This window comes from Gemmatimonadaceae bacterium, from assembly GCA_019752115.1.
Classification (GTDB): domain Bacteria; phylum Gemmatimonadota; class Gemmatimonadetes; order Gemmatimonadales; family Gemmatimonadaceae; genus Gemmatimonas.
On record JAIEMN010000011.1, the window covers coordinates 67,906 to 86,014 of the forward strand.

Below are 18,109 nucleotides of genomic sequence, written 5' to 3' on the forward strand. Positions count from 1 at the left end.
CGTCACGTCAGAAGCCCACGGCACGCGGCTGCAGCATCACGTCACGCTCGTCGCTGCCGCGGCGCACACGCAGCGTGATGGCCGCCGGCCCGGTGGTCAACAGGCGCCACGCGTCATCGGTGAACGTGCTCACGGGCTGTCCGTTCGCGGCGAGCACGATGTCGCCGACGGCGAACGATGCTTCGGCGGCGGATCCCGGGATGATGCTGGATACTCGCCGCGTGCCATCCTCGAGGCGCAGGGTCCCGAGGCCGGTACTGTAGAGCGGTGGCGGGGGCGGAATCACCCGCGGGGTGCGCCGTAGGCGTGCCCGGGCAGTGCGTTGATCGAGCGAGAGGTCCAGCTGCCGGAGCACTTGCAGCCCGATAATGTAGGTCTGCGGCAGCCCCGCGGCGATCGGCATGACGTCGACGATCGGCTGCTGCAGTTCAAGCGATCCAAGCCACGCACTGTGCGCCAGCCGTGCGCGCTGCACCGGCACATCACCAATCGCTGGCCCGCGCGCCCGCCCCACCGTCACCGGCGCGGTGGTGAAGGAAAGTTTGGGCGCGAGCGCGGTGGGTGCAGTGATCGCCAGGGCGGATTGGGTGTCGAGTACGGCATCGACCGTGTCGGTGCCCATGCGCAGCGGCAGCGCCCAGAACGGGCCCGCGAGTCGGAGGGGGAGAATCTCCCGCTGATCGGCCGCGGGTAGCGTGTCCGCCTCGAGGTGCAGCGTCTGCTCGGCGAAGGCCAATGTCAGTGTCACCGAGCGAAAGGCATCGAGCCCGAGGAGTCCATCGATCCCGGCGACCCCCAGCGCCGGTGCGGTGTTGAATGGCAACTGCCGCAGTACCGCGTCGCCAATCCGCACGGAGTCGGTGGGGCGCTGGCTGTCGAGTTCGGCGCGACGCATCGCCGTGGCGGTGAGATACGACACCGGTGAACCGGTCTCGACGAGCAAGCGGAACGGACCGTGCCCGTTGATCCATGCGGCCACGATGGGCCGGGTGTCGGGCTGTAATGGAACGCGGGCTCGGCCGCGCACGAGGTCGGCGGTGACGGGTGCGCGCGTGGGCAGGGTCGGCTGCGCTGCGAGTGGCCGAGCGCTCGCCGCGGCGCAGACGACGGCGAGCCAACCGAGGCGATGGACGGGACGCATGGTCGATCGGACACGGACCAGTGCCGGTGGGTTGCCTCGGTCATGTCGCATCGCGCTGCCACGGCCGCTTGACCGGCCTGCAGGGCCGGGGCGACATTGCACGCAGCGCGCCCTGGGGCGCCTCCTGTCCGCGGCAAGAGCGCCTGCGCTCACCCAGTCAGTTGTTGCAGGTCCAGTGAGTCCTTCTTCCTGGCCAGCCATAAGCGGACGCATGGCCGTTCCCGGAAGGAGTGTGTCGTATGCCCCGTTCGCTCTCAGCCAAGAGCACCCCGGACGTCCTCAAGCAGGACGCCAAGCGCTGGTTCAAGTCGCTGCAGGCTGGCGACGCCACCGCCCGCCAGCGTCTCACCGATGGCTGGCCCACCGCCCCCACAGACCTGACGCTGCGCGATGTGCAGCACGCGCTCGCGCGCGAGTACGGTTTTGCGGACTGGAAGGCGCTGCTGGCCGCCCTCGACGACATCGCGCTCGATCGCCAGTCGCACGCGGAGCGCATCGACGCGCTGCTCCGCCATGGATGGGGGGGCGACCGCGCGCTGGCGCAGCGGCTGTTGGCGCGGGACCCGGCACTCGCGCGCCACAGCATCTTCACCGCCGCCGCCTGCGGCGATGTGGAGACGGTGCGCGCCCTGCTGGCGAGTGACCCCGCGCTCGCCACGGCGACCGGCGGCCCGCATGGCTGGACGGCGCTCGCGTTTGTGTGCTACAGTCGCCTCGACGCCGAGCAGGCGGTGACGATCGCCACGCTGCTGCTCGATGCCGGCGCGGACCCGCGCTTTGCCTTCGACGATGGATGGGGGAACCCGTTCACCTGCATCACCGGCGCGATTGGCCTGGGGGAAGGAGTCAAGCCCACGCATCCGCAGGCCGACGCCCTCGTCGCGCTGCTCCTCGCGCGCGGCGCGGACCCGTTCGACACACAGGCGCTCTACAACGACTCCATCGCGTACGACCGCGTGCACTGGCTCGAGACCTTGTGGACCGCCTGCGCGGCCGCCGGTCGCACCGCCGAATGGCAGCAGGTCGAGGGGCGTGGGCTCGGCGGCCGGATCAAGGTGGGCACGCTCAACTATCTGCTGGGGAACGCCGTCACCAATCGTCATCATGACCGGGCGGCGTGGCTGCTGGCGCATGGCGCGGACGCGCGCACGCGGCACAGCTACAGTGCACAACCGGTGCATACCGTGGCGCGGTTGGCCGGCGATACGGCCATGGTCACGCTGCTCGAAGCACACGGCGCGCAGCCGGAAGCACTGCGTGGTCCGCACGCGCTCGTCGCGGCGCTCGTGGCCGACGACGAGCCCACGGTGCAGGCGCTGCTCGCCGCCGATCCCTCCCTCGTGCGGCAGCCCCTGTTGCCCATCGTGGCCGGCCACCAGCACGCGCGCGCCGTAACGCGTCTGCTCGATGCGGGTGCCGACATCAATGGGCGTGACGGGGAGGGCGCGACGGCGCTGCATCGCGCGGCGCATGCGAATGCGCTGGAGGTCATCGAGGTGCTCCTGGCGCGCGGGGCAACGGTGGATCTCCGCGATCCGCGTTGGCAGGGCACACCGCTTGGCTGGAGCGTCGCGACGGGGCGTCATGCTGCCGCCGAGCGACTGGCACGGGTGTCGCGTGATGTGCGCGCGCTCGTGCGCAGCGGCCGCGTGACGCGGCTCGCCGAGGTGTTGCATGCGGAGCCTGCGCTCGCGAATGCGTCGCTGCGCGAGGTGTCCGATCCGACGCCGCTCTTCTGTGTGCCTGATGAGGAGTCGGTGGCGATGGAGCTCGCCACGGTGCTGCTCGCGCATGGTGCGGATCGCACGGTCCGCAACGCGCAGGGACAGACCGCAGCAGATGTGGCGCGTACGCGCGGTCTCGATGACGTGGCGGCGTTACTCGCCGTGTAGTTGCGACACACATTTGTGTCGTTGGGATTGCTGAAACACGAGGCGCGGCACGCACGTCGGGCCGTCTGTAAACCCTCAGGGGATTCGCGCTGTCTCACCGCTGCTCGCGAATTCGGCCTCGTGTCTTCAGCTCGTCCCTGCCATGCGCTTCACTGCGCTGTTGATTCCATTCGTCACGACATCGATCGCGTTGGCCCAGGCGCCAACCGCCGTCGTGACTTTCGCATCGCGCGGGCCGCGTCGTGAACGCGCGAGCGAACGCGTCGGCGAACGTGTCAGCGAACGCGTTGGTGATCCGGCCCCACTGCCGGTACCGGCGCCCACGCGCGCCGTGAGCGCGCCGCATATCGACGGTCTCGACACGGACGACCTGTGGCGCACCGCCACGATCATCGACGCGTTCCGTCAGTGGGAGCCGATCGAGAATGGCGATCCGAGCTTCAAGACGGAGGCGCGCATCGCGTACGACGCGCGCAATCTGTATGTGATAGTGCGGATGTACGATCCGCATCCGGACAGCTTGCTGAGTGTGCTGCAGCGTCGCGACGGCATGGCGTTGAGCGATGACATCATCCTGGGCGTGGACTCGTATCACGACAAGCGCACGGGATACATGTTCCGTCTGACGCCCGCCGGGACGATGAGCGACGGGTACATGTTCAACGACGGCAACGAAGACTGGGGATGGAACGCGGTATGGGAAGGCGCCACCCACGTGGATTCGCTGGGGTGGACGGCGGAGTATCGCATTCCGCTCAGTCAGCTGCGCTATGTGCCAAGTGGTGACAACACGTTCGGCATCATGGTGATGCGGCGCATTGCGCGCAAAGGCGAGCGGCTGGCGTGGCCGCTCTTCCGGCGCTCGAAGACGGGCATGGTGAGCCAGTGGGCAGAGATGCCGGGCTTCGCCGGGCTGTCGGCGCCGCGTCGCATGGAGCTGCTGCCGTACAGTGTGGCCAAGTACGGCGCCAGCCCCAAGGGCGACGGCACGCCGCGCAACGCGGCCGCGTCGCAGATCGGGGCGGATGTGAAGCTGGGGCTCACGTCGAACATCACGCTCGATGCGGCGGTGAACCCCGATTTCGGCCAGGTCGAAGCCGATCCGGGCGTGCTGAACCTGACGGCGTTCGAGCCGTTTTTCGCGGAGCGGCGGCCGTTCTTCCTGGAGGGCGTGGGGATCTTCCGCTACGACATCGATTGCAACGATGGGCAGTGCACGGGTCTCTTCTACTCGCGCCGCATCGGGCGCGCACCCCAGCTCCGCAACACGTACGGTGACGCGGCCTCACCGTTGCAGAGCCGCATCCTGGGCGCGGCAAAGGTCACCGGTCGGCTCGGCAATGGCCTCTCCGTGGGGCTGCTCGATGCCGTGACCGGCGAGGCGCGCGGGGTGCAGCAGCGCACGATCGAGCCGCAGACGAACTACGCGGTGGTGCGGCTGCAGCAGGATCTGCGCGGCGGCAACAGTGGCGTGGGGCTCATGCTGACGAACACGGCGCGGCAGACCGACCAGTGGACGCGCGATGTCCTGCGAGACAACGCGTGGACGGGCGGGCTGGATGCGCGGCACCGCTTTGCAGGGAATCGCTGGCAGCTCACGGGGCAGCTCTCCGGTTCGCACGTCAGCGGCACGGCGCAGGCGATCGCGCTGACGCAGCGCTCCAATGTGCATCTGTATCAGCGCCCCGATGCCACGCATCTCCGGTACGACAGCACGCGCACGAACCTCATGGGCTGGTTCGCGGCCGCGTCGGTGGAGAAGCAGGGGGGCGGCCTGACGCGCTCCAACACGAGCGTCTGGTACATGACACCCGGCTACGAGATCAACGACCTGGGCTTCCGCACGCGGGCCGATGAAATGGGTGCCAGCACGTGGGTCGGGCTGATGCCAGTCAAGCCGGTGGGCAAGTTCCGGCGCGGCCAGCTCAATTTCAATGGTTGGATGACCGCGAACACGAGCGGCCTCGTCATCGGCAGCGGCGGCAACACCAATGCTTGGGGCGAGTTCAAGAACTTCTGGAGCGCGAACGGGGGCATCGGCGTGAACAACGTGATTCCGACCTACTCCGATCGCGATGCGCGTGGCGGTCCGGCGCTCTTCATGCCGCCGCGGGTGAACCTGTGGGCAAACCTCAACGGCGACAGTCGCAAGACCATCTCACCCAGCCTCGGGTTGAATGGTGGCCGACGCGTAGATGGGCTCGGAGGGAACTGGAATGTGAGCCTCGGCATGCAGGTGCGTCTGGGGACACAGTTCAACGGCAGCATCAACGCCGGCTACGGCCGCAACATCAACGACCAGCAGTGGAACGGCAACTTCGTGGACGGGGGCGTGACGAGTTATACCTTCGCGCGCCTCTATCAGAACACGAGCTCGGTCACCGCGCGCATGAACTACACGATCACGCCGACGCTCAGTGTGGAGAGCTATCTGCAGCCGTTCGTCGCGACGGGCACGTTCACCAACTGGCGTGCGCTGGCCGACGGCCGCTCGCGCGATGTGGAGACGCGCTTCCGCCCCTACACCACGCGCGGCGCGCCGGGCGGCTTCCGCTTTGGTCAGCTGCGCACGAACAACGTCGTGCGCTGGGAGTACCGTCCCGGATCGACGCTCTTCTTTGTCTGGAGCCAGGGGCGTGACGCGAGCGACGACGGCTCGGCGGGCGCGGAGGTCGGGCGCGCCTATTCGCAGATCTTCTCGCGGCGCCCCGACAACGTGTTCCTCGTGAAGGCGAGCTACTGGCTGGGGCGGTAGTGCGCGCGCGGGGGTCTCAGCCCCCGCGCCGAGCCTTCCACGCGGCGAGCATCTCCTTCTCCTTGGCCTCGGTGAGGACCCACTTGGCCGCCGCCTGCCGCTCGGCGGGGAGGGTACGGAACCACGCCAGCGTGTCGCGCACCGTATCGGCCACGGGGCGATAGGTGAGGCCCGCGGCGTGCGCGCGGGTGGTGAGCACGCTGGTATGGCCGAGGTCATTGCCGCGCGTCAGGATCCAGGGGACGACGCCGTCGATCTCGTACTTCGCGAGGAAGTCGTAGTCGTTCACCCAGGTGAACTGCGGCGTGACGGCGAGCGCAGCGGATGCCTGCGCGAGGAACTGCGCGATGGTCATCGGCGCCTTGGGGCCCACGGCGTTGTAGATCCCGCTGCCCTTGGTCTCGACCAGGCGCAGCATGAACGCGGCAAGGTCGCGCACGTCGATGAACTGCACGCGATCGGTCTGGTTGCCGGGGGCAAGAATTTCGCCGCCACGTGGCAGGCGCCAGGGCCAGTAGGTGAAGCGATCGGTGTAGTCGCCGGGACCCACGATGTACGTGGGGCGCACCACGATGCCGCGCGCTCCGAACGCCTGCTGCACCAGCGCTTCGCACTGCGCCTTGTCGGTCCCGAACTTTTCGCTGCCGTCTTTCGGGTCGGCCAACGTGGTGTGTACGGGGTCCGCTTCGGTGAGGCCCGTCTTGAGATACGGGTAGTAGACGCCCGTACTCGACGTAAAGAGATAGCGCCCGCTGTCCTTCAGGAGCTCGGTGGTGAGCTTCACCCACGTGGGGTTGGTGGCGCTGTCGTCGATGACCGCGTCCCAGGTGCGCCCTTTGAGCGCGTCGAGCTGCCCGTTGCGGTCGCCCACGAGACGCTCGACGCCAGCGGGGAGATCGCCGTCGCGCCGCCCGCGGGTGAAGATGCTGACCTGATGCCCATGGGCAACGGCGAGGCGCACAAGGTGCGGGCCGATGAAGCCGGTGCCGCCGAGAATAAGGAGCCGGAGTGGCGCCGGCGACCCGGCGGCGCGCAGGAGCCCCGGTGTGAGGGCGGCGGCCGCGGTCAGCACGCTGGCCTGCTGGACGAAGGAACGACGGGACGTCATCGGCGTGGATCCCTCAGGGGGCGGCGAGAAGAACGGGGCGTCGCGCGACGCGTCGCATAGTACCGCCCAAAAACGTAACTCCTGAAATTATGTTTTTGACTGATGGATACGAGCTTCTCCACGGCCCTGCACATTCTCGTGCTCCTCGATGCGCCGGGCGGGCGCGGTTTGCGCGCCGAGGCCATTGCCCGCAGCGTCGGCACGCATCCGGTCCGCGTCCGCCAGATGCTGGCGCGTCTCGGGGCCGCTGGGCTTACGGTCACGCTGCGGGGACGCCACGGGGGCTCGTTTCTCGCGCGACCGCTGCACAGCGTCAGTCTGGGTGATGTCTACATCGCCGTCGTGCCGGAGACGGCCGTACTCTTTCCGGTTCACGCGACGTCGAATCGCCGGTGTCCGGTGGGCGGGAACATCGAGCTTGCCCTGCTCGCCCCGCTGGCGGAGGTGGATGCGGTGGTGCTGGAGACGCTCCGCGGGATCCGCGTGAGCCGAGTCGCGGAGTCCGTGCGCCGCCTGGCGCGCCGCCGCCCGACCTGACCCCTCAGGACGACGGCGAGAGCGACGCGGTCGGGGTGAGCAGCTGCAGCGCAAAGGTCTGCACATCGGACGGCCAGGTCGCGAGGATGGTCCGGAGCTGCGCATCATCGCCGGCGAAGAGGGCGCGTGAGAGCGCCTCAAAGTCCGGCAGATCGCCGCCCACCGCATGCAGAAACCGATACGCGTTCTCGCGGGCCACGCGCAGCGAGCTGCTCGCGGCGGTCTCCCGACGGGCCCGATCGACCAGTTTGCGCAGCGTGACCGATGCGCCGCCCGGCTGCTGGGCGAGCCAGTCCCACTGGGTGGGGAGCAGGGTCACCTCGCGGGGGACCACCCCAAGGCGCGGGCGCCCCGGGCCGCGGGTCGCGGCAGGGGGCTCGGCGTAGCGGGCGGCGACCTCGTCGATGCTACCGCGCCAGTCGATATCGACCACGCGGCCCGTCGCGTCATCGAAGATGAGGAGCGGGCCATTGGATCCCGCGCGCATCGCCTGCACGACCGCGACGGCCGCCTCGGCGAGTGAGCCGCTGACCAGTTGGCGGTGGCCGTCAAAGGCCGTGCAGCGGCTGGGCAATCCGGGGGTCTGGGGTGTGTTTGTCATATTACCCGGGTAATATTGCATCCCTGACCTAGGAAAGCGAGTCCCTCCTGCCCGTGGTCGCGCCGGACGCCGCGCGGGACACGCTCAGTCCTCGCTCGCCGAAAAGACCCGTCGCACACGGGCGGCCAGCTTCTCGCGAATCGACGACTGATTGTCCTGCGTGAGATCCTCGAGCGTCTGCGGCACCGGGAAGACCAGGCGTGTGCCGTACTCCTGATTCACGAGCGACACGAGCGCATAGCTGCTGATGGCGATGTGCAGGTTCGGGTCGAGCCGGTCGAGCAGCGTTTCGAGCTTTCTTGGGGCCGTCCACGCGAACCAGCGCGAGAGCGCCCCCAGTCGCGCGGCGGGGACTCCCACGCGTGCGGCTCCTTCCTCGCCACAGAGCAACTCGACGTACCAGCGCACGATCTTGAGCCAGCGGGCTTCGCTGATCGGCGCGTACGGGAGCCACTTCCGGAGCATCTTCGCGATCATGTGGCAGTGCGCGCTGGTGAGGGCACAACCGGCGGGATTATCGACACGCGCCTTCTCCTCCCAGTTGCCCTCACGCGAGTCGGGGCCGCACAGATACATCTTCCGATACGTCTGCCAGAAGTCGCGGGCGTCGGCGAGCGTTTCGGGCACCCATGAGCCATCGTGCGGCCGACCCGGCGGATGAATGCCCTTGAGCACGGCGAAGACGCGCCAGAGGTGCCAGTACGCGTCGGCCTCTTCGTCGGTCATGGGCGTACCGAAGGTCTTGAGGCCATCGATCACGAGCACCGAGAACGCGATGATCGTGGCGAGCATATCGGTCTGGCTTACGACCACCTGGCGGCTGTTGGCATGATCGCTTTTGGGCCAACCGCGCGTGAACGCCTCGTAGCCGGGCCACACCTGGTAGCTCTGCCCCGTCCATCCGCCATGTGCGCGCTCCACCGGCTGCGTCTGCGGCGTGGCGAGACGCGGCGCCACGTTCATGCGTACGCCGGCGTGGAGCAGCTGCATCTCCTCAGCGGCCACGAACGCGGGATACCACGGGCCTTCGAAGCTGTACGGCGTGGAGACCGTCACCAGCAGCTGCATGGTGCCGATGAGCCGATGATAGGGCAGGTCGCTCAATTCGCCCGAGAGCATCAGCACCGCCGCCGGGCGCCCGGCCGAGTAGGCCTCGGGGAGCGACTTGCACAGCAGTACCAACACGGCAGGCAGCAGGTTGGTCATGAAGGCGCGCTGCCCGAGGAGCATGCGGTTGCGATCGGCCCACAGCGGCAGACGCGGCGCTTCGCACCCCTCGCACAAGCCGAGTTCGCGCTGGATGTGTTGCGCGAGCGCGGTCAGCGGGCGCGACTGATGGGATTCCTCGAGCTGCGTGAACTCGTTCAGCGCATCGGGGAGGGAGTTCGGCAGATCGTCCTCGTGCGGATCGGCGATCTGCTGTTCGACCGTCCGCGTACGCACGAGCCCCAGCGCCGCCCGGCGTTCGCGCAGCAGGCGCCGCTCCTTCTCGGCCGGGCTCTCCTTCTTGGTGCGCTTGGCCGCGCGTTGTTCGGCGCGCGTCGTTTTCGGCGCGCCCGGCGTCTTCTTGCGCTTGGGGCGCGTGCCGCTGAGCATCGGATCGGGGCAGATCGTGCCGAAGAACTGATGCACGGCGCCGTACTTGAGATCGCGATGCGTCATCACGAATTCGTCGGCGTGCTCCACCCCGATCCCCGAGAGCTTCTGCAGAAACGCCTGGCAGCGGTCCCACTCGCCCCGGCGCGGTCCTTCGGGAGCGAGGGTGGGATCGTACGGCAACTCGGTGAGCGGCCGCCCGGAGGCCGTTCGGGTGATGGAGCGGACGGGTTCAGTCGACATGGCGGGAACATACCGATCGCCGCGCCCTCCCGGGCACCGAGTGCGACCGCTACACTATGCACGCCCGCCTCACCCCGTCTCTCGCCTTCGCCATGCGCCCTCACCGCATCCTTGGCGCCGGTCCATCCGGCCTTGCCGCCGCCATCGTGCTGGCGCGCGCGGGTGAGGCCGTGGAGGTCTATGAGCAGCAGGCGGATTGCGGGGCCCGCTTCGGGGGCGATCTGCAGGGGCTCGAGTCCTTCTCCTCGCCGCACGACGTGCTCGACGAGCTCCGCGCGGCGGGGCTCGCGACCCACTTTCTGGCCCGTCCGTTCACGAGCGGCTGGCAGTTCAACGGGCGTCGGGCCGATTACCACGACTTCGGGGGACCGGCCTTCTATCTCGTGCGTCGGGGCACGATGCCCGATGCGATCGATCAGGTGCTCAAGCATCAGGCGCTGGAGCTTGGTGTGACGATCCGCTTCGGTGCCACCCTCGCGGATGAAGCCGCCGACATCGTTGCCACCGGCCCGCGTGGGCGGCGCCCGTACGCGATCTGCAAGGGCTTTGTCTTCCGGACCGATGCACCTGATGTGGCGGCTGCGCTGCTCGATGACGCCGCGGGCTTCAAGGGCTACAGCTACCTGCTGGTGAGCGGCGGCGAGGGGTGCCTCTGCACCTCCCTCTGGAGCGACTTCCGGCGGGTGGGCGCCTGTCTGGCGGCGGCGCGGCAGACGCTGTTCGCCCGCTGGCCCATGGCCATTCGGGACGAGCGCGCGGTCGGTGGTCTCGTGCATTTTTCGGGTCGCCCGGCGTGGCGGGCCGGGGCCTCCCTGCTGGTGGGCGAAGCCGCCGGGCTGCAGGACTTTCTCTGGGCCTTTGGCTTACGCACCGCGCTCCGATCGGGCGTGCTCGCGGCGCAGGCGTTGCTGGGGCAGCATGACTACGTTGCGGCGGCGGATGCGTCGTTCACGGCGCACCTGCGCGGCGGGGTGGTGAATCGCTTTCTGTGGGAGCTCGGTCGCTTTGGGCGCTACGCGGCGCCGATGGCGGCACTCCGCTGGCGGGGCGCCGGACGGCTGATGCAGGAGTTCTACGGGTTCAATCGCGTGCAGCGGATGCTCTATCCACTGGCGCGCGGCTACGTGCGGGCCGCCCACCCGCACCTGACGGTCTGAGATCGCTGATGCTCGCTGGCACCCAACTCGATCACTTCGAAATCCTGCAGCGCCTGGGCGCCGGTGGGATGGGCGAGGTGTACCACGCCCGCGACACGCGTCTCGGGCGCGAACTCGCGCTCAAGCTGCTGCCGCCCACCCGCGTTGGCGACTCCGATGCCACCGAGCGCTTCCTGCGTGAAGCGCGCGCCGCGAGTGCGCTCAATCATCCGAACGTCATTACGGTGTACGACATCGGTCGCGGCGATCGCGGCTGGTACATCGCCATGGAGCTGGTGAAGGGGCGCACGCTCTCGTCGCTCGCCGATGGCTCGCTCGATGTGCGCTCGGCGTCCGGGCTGGGGGCGCAGGCGGCGCGTGCACTCGCCGTGGCTCACGATGCCAGCATCGTGCATCGCGACATCAAGCCCGACAACCTGATGCTGCGCGAAGACGGGTACCTCAAGGTGCTCGACTTCGGACTCGCGCGTCTCTTCGAACATGATGGATCACGGCCGGTCGAAGAGGAGTTCAAGACCGGCACCGGCATCATCATTGGCACCCTGCGCTACCTGTCGCCCGAGCAGGCCGCGGGCGATCCGGTCACGTCGGCGGCCGACGTCTTTTCGCTCGGGATCGTGCTGTACGAGCTGCTGGCGGGGGCACACCCCTTTGCGAGCAGCAGCGGCATGGCCGTTGTCGGCGCGATCCTCACCAAGGAGCCGGCGTCGCTCGCCGAGTTGCGGCCGTATCTGCCGACGGCGCTGACCTCGCTGGTGCACGCGATGCTGCGGAAGGATCCGTCGCAGCGTCCAAGCGCGGCGGAGGTGGCCGCGAGCCTCGAAGCGGTGGCCGCGGTGGCGACGCCGGAGTCGCGCACGGTGCTGGTGTCGCGCCCTGCGCCGAGTGCCACCGGCGCCGCCAGCGCGTATCACCCGCGCACGGCGACCGTACGCAGTGCGACCCTCGTGGGGCGGCAGGCCGATCGCACACGCCTGCTCGATGCCTGGACGCGCGCGCAGGAAGGCCATGGCCAGCTGCTGGGCGTGGCCGGCGAACCGGGGGTGGGCAAGTCCACGTTCGTGGATGCCTGCCTCGCCGAGCTCTCCACCAGCAGCGGCATCATCGCCGCGCGCGGGCGCTGCTCGGAACGTCTCGCCGGCACCGAAGCTTTCCTGCCAATTCTGGAAGCCCTCTCGAGCGCGGTGCGCGCCGATCCGAGTGGCGAGGTGCGCACGTTGCTGCAGCGCCACGCGCCGACGTGGTACAACGAGTTGGGCGAGTCCACGCTTGCGGCCAGCCCGTACGCCAAGAGCGGCGAGATCGTCCCGCAGGGGCTGCAGGCCGCCTCGCCGGAGCGCATGAAGCGCGAGATGCTCGGCTTCGTGGATGCGACCGCGCGCGTGCGCCCGTTCGTGATGTTCCTCGAGGATCTGCACTGGGCCGACGCGTCCACCGTGGATCTGCTGGCGTATCTGGGCAATCGGCTCGACACCTTGCCGATGCTGCTCATTGCGACGTATCGCCCGACCGAGATGCAGTTGGCGCGCCATCCGTTCCTGCCGGCGCACCTCGATCTGCAGGCGCGCGGGCTGGCGTCGGAGATCCTGCTCGACTTCCTCGAGCTCGACGAAGTGCGCGAACTGCTGGAGCGGCGCTACCCCGGCAACCAGTTTCCGGCGACGTTCGCCGAACTGCTGCACGCGAAAACCGAGGGGAGCCCGCTGTTCCTCGTGGACCTGTTGCGCTGGCTGGGCTCACAGGGCGCGATCGCCGATTTCGGCGGCGCCTGGCAGCTCACCGGCGCGATGCCGCAGTTCGAGAGAGACCTGCCGCCCTCGGTGCGCGGCATGATCCAGCGCAAGATCGAGCAGCTGGAAGAAAGTGATCGCCGCCTGCTCATGACGGCGAGCACACAGGGGTTCTTCTTCGACTCCACGATTCTGGCCGACGTGATGGGGCTCGATCAGGGTGACGTCGAAGAACGACTCACCACGCTCGAGAAGGTGTACGCCTTCGTGAAGGCGGTGGACGAGGTCGATCTCCCCGATCGCTCGCTGTCGATGCGCTATCGCTTCGTGCACGTGCTCTATCAGAACGCGCTGTACGCCGGCTTGCCCACGTCGCGCCGCGTGAGCACGAGCGCACAGGTCGCGGGCGCGCTCGAATTGCGGCATGGCGCCCAGGCGCGCGAACTCGCGGCGGAGCTGGCGGTGCTCTGGGAAACCGGGCGCAATCCGGCCAAGGCCGCCGGCTATTACGCACTCGGCGCGACGCGCGCGGCGGAGAAGTTCGCCTATACGGAATCGGCCGAGCTGGCGGCTCGCGGGTTGGCGCAGATCGCCCTTGTGCCCGATGGCCCCGAGCGGACGACGCTCGAGATCGGGCTCCGCGTGGCGCTTGGCTTCACCAGCGTGGTCACTCGCGGCTTCCAGGCCCCCGAGACGTTCGAGCACATGAACCGCGCGCATGAGCTGTCGCTCAAGAGCGGGCAGACGCCGCAGCTGGTGCCGGTGTTGTGGGGGCTCGTGGTGTATCACATCGCCAGCGGCAATTCGCCGCGTGCGTTCGAATATGGCAAGCAGATGCTGTCGCTGGCGTATCCGAGCGGCGATCCGCTGCTGCAGGCGCTTGCCGAAAGTGCCACGAGCGGCGGGTCCCTGTTCTGCGGCGAGCTGGCGTTGAGCATGGCCTCGCAGGAACGCGCCGAAGTGCTGGTGACGCCCGACATCCGGGCGGCGATTCGTGCGATGGTGGGCTCGGACCTGCTCATCCTGAGCCGCTGCCAGTCGGCGCGTGCGCATTGGATGACGGGCGACATGGATGGCGCCCGCGCGCTCTTTGATCGCTCGATGGCCGAAGTGCGCGCCTCGCGTGACCCGCGCGACCGCGCCCACGTGGCGCTCCATCTGGCGGAGTTCGAGCTCGCCGCCGGGCGGCCGGCGGAGGCCGAACGCGTGACGACCGAGGCGCTGATGGTCTGTGAAGAGTACGGGGTGGCGAGCGAGCGGCTGTGGACCGCCGCGTATCTCGGTGCGGCGCAGCTGCGCCTCGGCAAGACGGAACAGGGGATCGCGACGCTCGAGCAGGCGATCGAGATGCTCACGATGTTCCAGTGCTTCGCCAGCGTGACGGAGTACTACGGCTTCCTCACCGAAGGGTACCTCGCTGCCGGACGCGTGGCCGACGCGCGCCGCGCGATCGATGCCGGCTTTGCCACGCTCGCCCGCACCGGTGAAGTGGTATGGGGGCCGATGCTGCATCTGCTCCGCGCAGAGGTGACGCTGGCCGAAGATTCCCGGTCGCGCGCCGCCGCCCGCCTCGATGTCGAGGAAGCGTGGCGCATTGCGTCGGCGCACGGCGCGCGCCGGGCGATGGGGGCGGCGGAGATGGCGCTGGCGCGGCTGACTTGAGATGTGAGACCTGAGACGAACTGATCGCACAGAGCACACGGGGAGCCACAGAGAACACAGGGAACGACGATTCTTCTTTCAAGCGGTTCTCTGTGTACCCTGTGGTCCCCGTGGACTCTGTGCGAGCAGTTCAACGATTCATCGACTACTTACGAGAGTTCGAACCATGCGCACCGCGCGTCTTGCCCTGCTGTTCACTGTGAGTCTTGCGACGTCTCTGCCGGCGCAGGTACGTCCCGATGCTGATTCCAGGGTTGCGGCGCTCGTGGCGTCGGTGTCGCAGGAGCGGTTGCAGGCCATTGTCACCAAGCTCGCGAGCTTCGGCACGCGCAACACGTTGTCCGATACCGTATCGAACACGCGCGGCATCGGGGCGGCGCGGCGGTGGATCTACAATGAGTTCAAGTCGTACAGCCCCAAGCTGCAGGTGTCGTACGATGTGCATCACGTGCTCGAGCAGGGGCGCATCACGAAGGATGTGGACATCGTGAACGTGGTCGCCATCCTGCCCGGCAAGTCGGCGCGCCGGGTGTATGTCTCGGGGCACTATGACTCGGTAAACCCGCGGAATACCTCGAGTGCCGGCGTGAATGGGGCAAACGTGTCCGGGGCGGCGGTCGGCGATGCGATGCTGCGCGCCGGGCAGGACTACGACACGCCCGACGCGCCCGGGGCCAACGACGATGGCAGCGGCACCGCCCTCACCATGGAGCTCGCGCGCGTCTTTGCGAACAGCGGGCTGCAGTTCGACGCCACCCTCGTGTTCGTGACGTGGGCCGGTGAAGAGCAGGGGCTGGTGGGCTCGATGGCGCACGCGCAGACGATCGCGGCGCAGAAGGTGGTGGTCGAGGCCAACCTGAACAACGACATCGTGGGATCGAGCCTTGGCGGCAACGGCATCATCGACGCCGAGTCCGTGCGCATCTATGCGCTCGGGCCGGAAGACTCGATGAACCGTTCACTGGCGCGCTACATCGCCCGCATCGCCGGCGTGTACGTGCCGAGCCACACGATCCGCCTGATGGCGCGTGAGGATCGCTTCGGGCGCGGCTCCGACCACTCGAGCTTCACCGCGTTCGACTTTCCGGCGATCGTGTTCCGCGAAGCCAACGAGAACTACAACCGCCAGCACAACAGCGAGGACAAGGTGGAAGGGATGGACTTCCGCTACCTCGCGCAGAACGCGCGGGTGAACGCGGCGGCCGCCGCCTCCATCGCCCTCGCACCGGCCGCGCCCAAGGTCACCACGCCGCAGGGCACCTCCGTGACGCTGAGCCGCGGCCAGAGCGGCTACGACGCGGCGCTCCAGTGGCAGCCGAGCGAGGGGGCGGCGGGGTACAAGGTCTATTGGCGCACCGCCTGGACCAACGACTGGGAGAAGTCGCAGATCGTGGGGAACGTCACCCGCTTCACGCTGCCCAACGTGTCGATCGATGACTACGTGTTCGGGGTGGCGGCGATCGGCGCCGACGGAGCGGAGTCATTGGTGAGCGCCTATGTGTCGCCGGTGCGGCGGATGCAGGAGGTCAAGGTGCGGAAGTAGGGTGGGGTTTCCTTTGAGAACTGAGAGCCGAGCCGTGAGCGGCGAGATGTGAGCGGTGAGACTCTTGTCTCTGAGCTCACATCTCGATGCTCATGGCTCGGCTCTCGGTTCTCAAACGCAACCTCTCTATCACCGCCCCTTCAGGTGCTCCGCCAACCGCAACGCCAGCGCCACGATCGTCAGCGTGGGATTCGCGGCCCCCGCCGTGGCGAAGACGCCGCCGCCGGCGATGAAGAGGTTGGCGACGCCGTGGACCTGGCAGTTGGCATCGACCACCCCGGTGCGCGGAGAGGCGCTCATGCGCAGGGCGCCGAGATCGTGCCAGCCGCCGCTGATGAACGGCGGCCAGTCGGCCTGCTCGGCGCGGAGCCAGTCGCGGAGCTGCACACGCCCCACGCCCAGGCGGGCGAACTCGCGGCCGAGGGTGAGGTACATCGTGCGCAGCGAGTGGCGATCGAGGGGCGTGAGCGCCCAGTGAAAGTCGGCGCGCGGTACGCCCAGCGCGTCGCGCTCGCGGGTGATCGTGACGCGCGAGGCCGGGTTGGGGGCCTGCTCCTGTCGCGCCACGAGTGAGACCCGCGGCTGCGCGCGTACGCTCGCAGCGTCGTGCGGCTGCTCGGCCGCTTTCATGATCGACGTCAGGCTGTCGCGTGTTTCGCGCCGGTACTCCTCGAGATCGGTCGGCGAGTTGTTCTCGAAGGTCGTACGCGGTTCGCCCTCGGCGGGCATGCCTTCGATCGCGACGGTGACATTGAGCGTGCCCAGCCGCTCCTGGGCAGCGGGGGTGAGGGCGATCTCCGCGCGGGTCTTGGTGACGCCAAAGTCGTAGCGATAGAGACGCATCGACTGCGGCTTGAGCAGGACCGCCGAGCCGGCGGGCATCTCGAGATGCTCCATGAAGCCGCGCCCCACCTGATCGTACGCGTTGCCGACCCCCTGCGGATTCTGCGCCGTGCTCGCGAGCAGCAGGCGCACATTCTGGATGGTGCTGGCGGCGAGCACGAAGCGGGCGGCGCGCACGCGAAAGCCACGACCGTCCAAGTGCGACACGCGTACGGACTCAACGGCCGTGCCGCCTTCGCGCATCTCGAGCGCGGTGACGTTGGCGTACGTGTAGAGCGTGACATCGCGCGCGGCCTCGAGCGGCGCGCGGAACTTGCTCCCAAAGCGCGTGGGCGCGGAGAACTGCCAGATCTTTTCGTGCAGCACCGCGCGATCGAGCGGCAGCCACTCGCGGCGCGCGTCCTGCGCGACCCACCACGCCGGGTCGTACTGATAGGGCCCCAGATCGAGCAGCGGATGGGCCTTGGCGTAGAACGGGTCGAGCACGTCGCGCGAGATCGGCCAGCCGCTGCCGGGGACCCAGCTGCGGGTGGTGAAGTCCACCGCGTCGAGCGGCGCGCAGTAGCCCCCCCAGTGGCCGGTGGACCCGCCGAAGTAGTGGAGCCGTGCGGCCTCGAGCGGGAAATACGGCAGCCCGGAGAGGGAGCCGCGATAGAGTGCCTGGAGCGCGTCCTCGCGGTCAAAACCGCCCCCTTCCAGAAGCACGACGCGCTTGCCGGCGCCGATGAACGCGAGCGCGATCGGAATACCCGCCGCACCGGCGCCGACGATGCAGAGGTCCGCGTCGACGATGGTGTCGTTCGGGAGCGAACGGGCGTCGATGTGCATCGCTCAGCCCAGGGCGACGCGCGCACAGCAGCGCGCTTCGCTGTCGGCGATCACCCAGCCGTCGGGGAGCGAGGTCGCGCCGACGGTGTATTCCTCGTGAATCACCTCCGTCAGCGGCGGCAGCGGCTGCCAGGGCCATTGCCGCCGGGCGCGCTGGGCACCGCGGAGGGCACTGGTGAGCGCCTCGGGGGTGGCCTCCGCCGGGTGGGCGGCAAGCCAGGCCTGTCCGATGCTCCGCACCAGGGCTGGATCGAGCGCCGGTGGCAGCGCGGCACCCGCCTCGGAAACGGTGACCAGCGGGCTGTCAGCTCCCTGACAGGCGGAGGCGGCGATACTGAGGGTACTCAGTGCGACTGCGGCCGGCACGGCCGAGAGCGCACTGACCGCCGCCCGACGACTGATCGGGCGCGCCGAGGGATCGAGAGCCATGCGGCGAACGTAGGGACGCCGCGACTGGGGTTCAAGCGCGCGGC

Annotated in this window: 12 protein-coding genes; 6 read left to right on the top strand and 6 right to left on the bottom strand. The window is 68.7% G+C overall.

The window, feature by feature from the left end:
• Positions 1 to 7: 7 nt before the first annotated feature.
• Positions 8 to 1,141 (bottom strand): PDZ domain-containing protein, encoded by a 1,134-nt coding sequence (locus K2R93_05775; protein MBY0489331.1) that lies wholly within the window; start codon positions 1,139 to 1,141, stop codon positions 8 to 10.
• A 239-nt stretch (positions 1,142 to 1,380) separates the two neighbouring features.
• Here K2R93_05775 and K2R93_05780 point away from each other — a divergent pair, with 239 nt between their 5' ends.
• The gene (locus tag K2R93_05780; protein MBY0489332.1) at positions 1,381 to 3,033 is read left to right on the top strand and encodes an ankyrin repeat domain-containing protein; all 1,653 of its coding nucleotides are present in this window, start codon (positions 1,381 to 1,383) and stop codon (positions 3,031 to 3,033) included.
• Between the two features lie 142 nt (positions 3,034 to 3,175).
• Positions 3,176 to 5,788 carry a carbohydrate binding family 9 domain-containing protein gene (locus K2R93_05785; protein ID MBY0489333.1) on the top strand — a complete coding sequence of 871 codons (2,613 nt, stop codon included), beginning with the start codon at positions 3,176 to 3,178 and terminating at the stop codon, positions 5,786 to 5,788.
• 16 nt (positions 5,789 to 5,804) lie between these two features.
• Here the strand turns inward: K2R93_05785 and K2R93_05790 are convergent, their stop codons facing one another.
• Positions 5,805 to 6,896, bottom strand: a complete 1,092-nt coding sequence (locus K2R93_05790) for an NAD-dependent epimerase/dehydratase family protein (protein ID MBY0489334.1) — start codon at positions 6,894 to 6,896, stop codon at positions 5,805 to 5,807.
• A gap of 102 nt (positions 6,897 to 6,998) precedes the next feature.
• On the opposite strand from K2R93_05790, the gene K2R93_05795 reads away from it, so the two are divergent.
• Complete coding sequence (locus K2R93_05795; protein ID MBY0489335.1) at positions 6,999 to 7,433, top strand: Rrf2 family transcriptional regulator; 435 nt, start codon at positions 6,999 to 7,001, stop codon at positions 7,431 to 7,433.
• A gap of 4 nt (positions 7,434 to 7,437) precedes the next feature.
• On the opposite strand, the gene K2R93_05800 is transcribed toward K2R93_05795, so the two are convergent.
• Positions 7,438 to 8,034 (bottom strand): DUF2239 family protein, encoded by a 597-nt coding sequence (locus K2R93_05800; GenBank protein MBY0489336.1) that lies wholly within the window; start codon positions 8,032 to 8,034, stop codon positions 7,438 to 7,440.
• 84 nt (positions 8,035 to 8,118) lie between these two features.
• Positions 8,119 to 9,873, bottom strand: a complete 1,755-nt coding sequence (locus K2R93_05805; GenBank protein MBY0489337.1) for a DUF2236 domain-containing protein — start codon at positions 9,871 to 9,873, stop codon at positions 8,119 to 8,121.
• Between the two features lie 92 nt (positions 9,874 to 9,965).
• On the opposite strand from K2R93_05805, the gene K2R93_05810 reads away from it, so the two are divergent.
• From K2R93_05810 to K2R93_05820, 3 genes are all read left to right on the top strand, one after another.
• Positions 9,966 to 11,030 carry an NAD(P)-binding protein gene (locus K2R93_05810; protein MBY0489338.1) on the top strand — a complete coding sequence of 355 codons (1,065 nt, stop codon included), beginning with the start codon at positions 9,966 to 9,968 and terminating at the stop codon, positions 11,028 to 11,030.
• Between the two features lie 8 nt (positions 11,031 to 11,038).
• A complete protein-coding gene (locus K2R93_05815; protein ID MBY0489339.1) occupies positions 11,039 to 14,422 on the top strand; it encodes a protein kinase in 3,384 nt (1,127 codons plus the stop codon).
• Positions 14,423 to 14,588: 166 nt separating this feature from the next.
• The gene (locus tag K2R93_05820; protein MBY0489340.1) at positions 14,589 to 15,965 is read left to right on the top strand and encodes a M28 family metallopeptidase; all 1,377 of its coding nucleotides are present in this window, start codon (positions 14,589 to 14,591) and stop codon (positions 15,963 to 15,965) included.
• 129 nt (positions 15,966 to 16,094) lie between these two features.
• Here the strand turns inward: K2R93_05820 and K2R93_05825 are convergent, their stop codons facing one another.
• Both K2R93_05825 and K2R93_05830 read right to left on the bottom strand, forming a co-directional pair.
• Positions 16,095 to 17,636: a GMC family oxidoreductase gene (locus K2R93_05825; protein MBY0489341.1), complete on the bottom strand. Its 1,542-nt coding sequence runs from the start codon at positions 17,634 to 17,636 to the stop codon at positions 16,095 to 16,097.
• Between the two features lie 3 nt (positions 17,637 to 17,639).
• On the bottom strand, positions 17,640 to 18,065 hold the full coding sequence (locus K2R93_05830) for a hypothetical protein (protein MBY0489342.1): 426 nt from the start codon (positions 18,063 to 18,065) through the stop codon (positions 17,640 to 17,642).
• Between the last annotated feature and the right edge of the window lie 44 nt (positions 18,066 to 18,109).

Bases quoted from the DNA above. Each gene is read 5' to 3' on its own strand.
- K2R93_05775 (MBY0489331.1), bottom strand. From the start codon at position 1,141: ATGCGTCCCGTCCATCGCCTCGGTTGGCTCGCCGTCGTCTGCGCCGCG.
- K2R93_05780 (MBY0489332.1), top strand. From the start codon at position 1,381: ATGCCCCGTTCGCTCTCAGCCAAGAGCACCCCGGACGTCCTCAAGCAG.
- K2R93_05785 (MBY0489333.1), top strand. From the start codon at position 3,176: ATGCGCTTCACTGCGCTGTTGATTCCATTCGTCACGACATCGATCGCG.
- K2R93_05790 (MBY0489334.1), bottom strand. From the start codon at position 6,896: ATGACGTCCCGTCGTTCCTTCGTCCAGCAGGCCAGCGTGCTGACCGCG.
- K2R93_05795 (MBY0489335.1), top strand. From the start codon at position 6,999: ATGGATACGAGCTTCTCCACGGCCCTGCACATTCTCGTGCTCCTCGAT.
- K2R93_05800 (MBY0489336.1), bottom strand. From the start codon at position 8,034: ATGACAAACACACCCCAGACCCCCGGATTGCCCAGCCGCTGCACGGCC.
- K2R93_05805 (MBY0489337.1), bottom strand. From the start codon at position 9,873: ATGTCGACTGAACCCGTCCGCTCCATCACCCGAACGGCCTCCGGGCGG.
- K2R93_05810 (MBY0489338.1), top strand. From the start codon at position 9,966: ATGCGCCCTCACCGCATCCTTGGCGCCGGTCCATCCGGCCTTGCCGCC.
- K2R93_05815 (MBY0489339.1), top strand. From the start codon at position 11,039: ATGCTCGCTGGCACCCAACTCGATCACTTCGAAATCCTGCAGCGCCTG.
- K2R93_05820 (MBY0489340.1), top strand. From the start codon at position 14,589: ATGCGCACCGCGCGTCTTGCCCTGCTGTTCACTGTGAGTCTTGCGACG.
- K2R93_05825 (MBY0489341.1), bottom strand. From the start codon at position 17,636: ATGCACATCGACGCCCGTTCGCTCCCGAACGACACCATCGTCGACGCG.
- K2R93_05830 (MBY0489342.1), bottom strand. From the start codon at position 18,065: ATGGCTCTCGATCCCTCGGCGCGCCCGATCAGTCGTCGGGCGGCGGTC.